Genomic DNA, 4,194 nt, shown 5'->3' with positions numbered 1-4,194 from the left:
CGCCAGGGCGGCGTCGGCGGCCGCCGCCTCGCGCCGCGCGGAGTCGGCGGTGAGCTGCACGACGGCGTTGAGCTTCGGGTTGACCGCGGCGATGCGGGCCAGATGCGCCTCGACCACCTCCGCGGCGGTGACGCGCCGGGTGCGGATCGCCTCGGCCAGCGCGCTCGCGGAGGCGGCGGTGAGCGCGTTCGTGCCGCCCGCCCGGGCGGGCGATGCCGCGAGGGCCGCAGCCGTCGCGATTCCGCCGAGCAGGGCGCGTCGGTCGATGGTGGAGGTGTCGTGCACGGGCGTCATCCGCTGGGGTGTGGGGGACGAGGCATCTTCCGTGCCGACGAGCCGGGAAACACGCGGCGCGCCGGTCAGTACCCCTTCTTCACCTGCGCCAGCGCGCCGGTGAGGCCGCGGGCGATGCGGGCGCGCTCGTCGGGCGAGGCGTCGCGGGCGACGACGACGTATTCCCGGCGCGAGACCAGGGTCAGGCGCTGCAACCCGAACTCCTCGTCCTCGACCTGGGTGAGCTTGGTCCAGAGCGGGTTGAAGCGCCATTGGTGGCGCTCGCCGCGGTGGCTGACGCGGGTGAGCAGGATCTCGAGCTGGGAGATCATCACCTCCTCGAAGGAGCGGCCGCGGCGGAAGCTGACCTTGAGCGCGGCGTAGATCGCCAGCATGTCGAGGCCGAAGAAGCCGGCGACCGGCCAGAAGCCCATGCGCCAGCACCAGACCGAGATCACCAGCGAGACCAGGCAGCAGCCCGTCATCACCACCTTGAAGCCGGCGCGGCTCAGGGACTGGGCCGGCCGGATGGTGGCCGAGAACACCGGCCGGTCGATGGTATCGGGATCGAGGCCGTCCGGGTGGACGTGGAGGTTGCCGCTCGCCATGGGGCCAATATAACCCGACGATGCCAGCCAGGAAGCCGCCCGCCGTGAAGAAAGCCGCGATCGGGGGCACGCTCGCCCGACCGATCGTCGCACGCGCCACCCGCGCGCCCGATCCGGTCGGCCCCGAGGCCGTCGTCGCGATCTTCTCGCGCCTGCGGGCGGCCAATCCCGAGCCGCGGGCCGAGCTCACGTTCCTCAACCCCTACACGCTGCTCGTCGCGGTGGTGCTGTCGGCCCAGGCGACCGACGTCGGCGTGAACCGGGCGACCGGGCCGCTCTTCGCGATCGCCGACACCCCGGAGGCGATGCTGGCGCTCGGCGAGGACCGGGTGCGCGACTTCATCCGCACGATCGGGCTGTTCAACACCAAGGCGAAGAACGTGATCGCGCTCTCGCGCATCCTGGTCGAGCAGCACGGCGGGGTGGTTCCGCGCAGCCAAGCGGAGCTGCAGGTGCTGCCCGGCGTCGGCGCCAAGACCGCGAGCGTGGTGCTCAACGTCGCCTTCGGCGAGGCCCGCATCGCGGTCGACACCCACATCTTCCGTGTCGCCAACCGCATCCCGCTGGTGGTCGCCGCCACCACCGACAAGGTCCAGGCCGGGCTGGAGGCGCTGGTGCCCGAGCCCTTCCGCCTCAATGCCCACCACTGGCTGATCCTGTTCGGCCGCTACGTCTGCAAGGCGCGCAAGCCCGACTGCCCGAACTGCCCGATCGCCGACCTGTGCCGCTACCCGGACAAGACGGCGTGAGGGGCGCCCCGGTGTGAGGCCTGCAAGGGGGAAGGCATCCCGTCATCCCGCCCGCCATCCCGGGGCGCCGAAGGCGAGCCCGGGATGACGGGGCGGGGGCGGGAAGCGTGCGCGCGACGGACGAACGCCGCCGTCGACCAAGGCCGAGGAAGGCGCGCCGCGCGTATCCCCCACCCGGCTAACGCGTTGTGCTGCCAGCGCGCTTCGGGTAGTTTGCGGCACGGTCGCCGGGGTTCCCAGCCATGACATGTGCCCGCGGCCCGACCTCTCCCGAGGTCTGAACGCCGCGGAATCCGCGCACGTCTCGTCGCCAAGGAGCCACGGCCCGATGGACTTCCTCAAACCACGGTACACGCCTATGAACCGCCGCCGTCGCATCTACGAGGGCAAGGCGAAGGTCCTCTACGAGGGTCCGGAGCCGGGAACGCTCATCCAGCACTTCAAGGACGACGCGACCGCCTTCAACGCGAAGAAGCACGAGATCATCGACGGCAAGGGCGTGCTGAACAACCGGATCTCGGAGTTCGTCTTCCAGCACCTCAACGACATCGGCGTGCCGACCCATTTCATTCGCCGGCTCAACATGCGCGAGCAGCTGATCCGCGAAGTCGAGATCATCCCGCTCGAGGTGGTGGTGCGCAACGTCGCCGCCGGCTCGCTGGCGACGCGGCTCGGGCTCGAGGAGGGCACCCAGCTGCCGCGCTCGATCATCGAGTTCTACTACAAGAACGACGCGCTCAACGACCCGATGGTGTCGGAGGAGCACATCACCGCGTTCGGCTGGGCGACGCCCCAGGAGATCGACGACATCATGGCGCTGGCGATCCGCGTCAACGACTTCCTGTCGGGCCTGTTCCTCGGCGTCGGCATCCGCCTGGTCGACTTCAAGATCGAGACCGGCCGCCTGTGGGAGGGCGACATGATGCGCATCGTCGTCGCCGACGAGATCTCCCCGGATTCGTGCCGGCTGTGGGACATCAAGTCCGCCGACAAGCTCGACAAGGACCGCTTCCGCAAGGATCTCGGCGGCCTGATCGAGGCCTATACCGAGGTCGCCAAGCGGCTCGGGATCATGTCGGAGAACGAGAAGGTCCAGACCGGCGGACCGCGCCTGGTCCAGTAGGGCCGTCGACGGCGCCCGCGCGCAGCCGGGCGTGGGTCGAGAGATCGGGATCGAAGCCCGGATGATAATGGGGGTCCTGCACCAGCAGCGGCCCCCATCGCATTTTGAATGCCGCGACCTCGCGGGCGTGGCGGCTTTCGGCCTCCGGCGAGCGCTTTCGGCTCGCGCCCTCGCGGTGATGCAGCACCGCGCCTGGCACCATCAGCGTGCGGTGGCCGGCCGCGTTCAGGCGCAGGCACAGGTCGACGTCGTTGAAGTCGACCGCGAAATGCGCGGCGTCGAAGCCGCCGACCGCGCGGAACTTGGCCGCCTCGACCACGAGGCAGGCGGCGGTGACGGCCGAGACCGCATGCGTCGCCCGCAGGCGCATGCCGTCGCCGGGGGCGTCCCCGGGGAAGTGCCGATGCGCATGGGTGGCGAGGCCTCCGGTGCCGAGCACGATGCCGCCGTGCTGGATCCGGCCCTCCCCGTCGAGCAGCTTGGCGCCGACCGCGCCGATCTCGGGCCGCAGCGCCTCGCGCACCATCCGCCCGAGCCAGTCCGGCCTGAAGGCCTCGACGTCGTTGTTGACGAAGGCGAGCAGCGCGCCCCGCGCCAGCGCGGCGGCGGCGTTGTTCATGCCGGCGAAGTCGAACGGCCCCGGGCAGGCGACGACGCGCACCCCCTCGCCTTCGAGGGCGCGGAAGTAGGCCAGGGTCTCGGGCGCGCGGCTGTCGTTGTCGGCGATCAGGATCTCGAGGCTCGGCCAGTCGGTGCGGGTGCGCAGGCCGTCGAGGCACGCGCGTAGCAGATCGACCCGGTCGCGGGTCGGGACGATGACGCTGACCAGGGGAAGCGGATCGGGCAGCGGATGCAGGGCCGAGACGACGCCGTCGGGTTCGCGCGCGAGCCGGGTCGCGGCCCGACCGGTGCGGTCGAGGTGCCGGCGTAGGCTGGCGAGCCGGGTTTCGAGATGGGCGTCTTGCGGCCCCCGCCTTCCCTCGCCCTGAAGCGGGAGAGGGTGGGCCTCGCGCGAGCGAGGGTCGGGAGCGGGGAGCGCCGTGACCGGATCGGTCGCTCCCCTCTCCCGCTCGCCTTCGGAGGGTCCCCTCCCCCGCAGAGGGGGGAGGGAAGGCGCGCGGTCGGAAGCGAGGTCCGGCCCGATCCGAACCGACACGATCCCCGGCAGGTGCCCGATCGCGTCCGGGCCGAAGCGCTCGACGATGCGCAAGGCGGCGTCGAGGGCCGAGATCTCCGCGTCCCCGCCGGCGATCGCGCAAAGGCTCGTCCAGCGCACGGCGAGCACCGGGCCGAGCCAGTCGACGGCCATCAGGTAGTCGGGATCGAAGGCCGGGCGCAGCAGCGGGAACACCGGGCCGCCGGGCGAAGCCTGGACCAGCGCGTCGCCGTAGAGCGCGTGCAGGCTCGGATCGGCGGCGAAGGCGGCGGCGAAGGCCCGGCG

4 protein-coding genes and 1 pseudogene are annotated in these 4,194 nt (G+C 71.6%); 2 read left to right on the top strand and 3 right to left on the bottom strand.

What is annotated here, in order from left to right; translation table 11 throughout:
- Together FV223_RS21515 and FV223_RS21510 are read right to left on the bottom strand one after the other, a co-directional pair.
- Positions 1 to 285, bottom strand: a pseudogene (locus tag FV223_RS21515) (amidase family protein); the annotation flags it as partial.
- A gap of 74 nt (positions 286 to 359) precedes the next feature.
- Positions 360 to 881 carry a DUF2244 domain-containing protein gene (locus FV223_RS21510; RefSeq protein WP_147728907.1) on the bottom strand — a complete coding sequence of 174 codons (522 nt, stop codon included), beginning with the start codon at positions 879 to 881 and terminating at the stop codon, positions 360 to 362.
- A gap of 44 nt (positions 882 to 925) precedes the next feature.
- Between FV223_RS21510 and nth the strand changes: the two genes are divergently transcribed.
- Positions 926 to 1,630 carry an endonuclease III gene (gene nth / locus FV223_RS21505; protein WP_313898983.1) on the top strand — a complete coding sequence of 235 codons (705 nt, stop codon included), beginning with the start codon at positions 926 to 928 and terminating at the stop codon, positions 1,628 to 1,630.
- A gap of 328 nt (positions 1,631 to 1,958) precedes the next feature.
- The gene (gene purC, locus FV223_RS21500) at positions 1,959 to 2,753 is read left to right on the top strand and encodes a phosphoribosylaminoimidazolesuccinocarboxamide synthase (RefSeq protein ID WP_147728905.1); all 795 of its coding nucleotides are present in this window, start codon (positions 1,959 to 1,961) and stop codon (positions 2,751 to 2,753) included.
- On the opposite strand, the gene FV223_RS21495 is transcribed toward purC, so the two are convergent.
- On the bottom strand, positions 2,701 to 4,194 hold a 1,494-nt coding region (locus FV223_RS21495), incomplete at its 5' end, for a glycosyltransferase (protein ID WP_147728904.1). The two genes, purC and FV223_RS21495, sit on opposite strands and share 53 nt — an antisense overlap.

The organism is Methylobacterium sp. WL116 (assembly GCF_008039455.1).
In the GTDB taxonomy this organism is placed as follows: domain Bacteria; phylum Pseudomonadota; class Alphaproteobacteria; order Rhizobiales; family Beijerinckiaceae; genus Methylobacterium.
The sequence above is the reverse complement of the archived record's forward strand: the minus strand, read 5'-3'. Positions and strand labels throughout refer to the sequence as shown.